The following is a 947-nucleotide window of genomic DNA, read 5'->3' on the forward strand; positions in this document are numbered from 1 at the left end:
CGGCCTGGTTGGCGGTGACGATGTAGCCGCGGTCCGGGTTGTACTCGTACGGCAGCGCGTCCTGCTCGATGTAGCCGGTCCAGCGGTACTTCGGGTCCCAGCCGGGCGCCGGGACGGAGCCGTCGTCGTCCTGGGAGCGCGTGGGGATCCTGCCCGGCAGGGTGTAGCCGATGTGGTCCTCGGTGTCCGCGTAGACCAGGTTCTGCGAGGGCACGTCGAACTGTGCGGCGGCCTTGCGGAAGTCGCTCCAGTTCTTCGCCCGGTCCATGGCGAAGACGGCGTCCATGGTGGTGCCCGGCTGAAGCGCGGTCCAGCGCAGCGCCACGCCGTAGCCGTCGCCTCTGTCGGGTGCGGCGGTGTCGACGGTGGCCTTCTTGCCGACCTTCACGAGCTCCTTGGCCCGGTCGGACAGCAGGGGCCCGTTGTTGGTCTCGCGGACGACGATCTNNGTCGCCGGTGATCTTCTCCAGGTAGAGGTCCGTGACGTCGACGCCGGAGTTGGTCATGCCCCAGGCGATGTCCTGGTTGTGACCGATTATCACGCCCGGCATGCCGGCGAAGGTGTAGCCGCTGACGTCGTACTGGCACGCGCTGGAGACGCTGCGGCAGTGCAGGCCCATCTGGTACCAGACGGACGGCAGCGAGGGCGACAGGTGCGGGTCGTTGGCCAGCAGCGGCTTGCCGGTGATGGTGTGCTTCCCGCTGACGACCCAGGAGTTGGAGCCGATTCCGTCGCCGTTCACGCCGACGGCCGGCGGGAGGTCGCTCAGGACGTCGCTGAGGCCGGTGAGCTGGCTGTCCAGGCCCGAGGTGCCGGAGGCGGTACCGGAGGCCGTACCGGAGGCGCCGGAAGCCGTGCCCGAGGCGCCGGCGGCCGTGCCCGCCGTGCCGGTGGCGGTGCCGCCGGTTCCGCTCGTTCCGCTTGTGCCCGTGCCGCTCGCGCCGCC

General features: G+C 70.6%; 1 pseudogene. It reads right to left on the bottom strand.

What is annotated here, in order from left to right:
• Window positions 1-947, bottom strand: a pseudogene (locus CCL05_RS43495) (penicillin acylase family protein); the annotation flags it as partial.

This window comes from Streptomyces africanus, assembly GCF_002150735.1.
Lineage (GTDB): Bacteria > Actinomycetota > Actinomycetes > Streptomycetales > Streptomycetaceae > Streptomyces > Streptomyces africanus.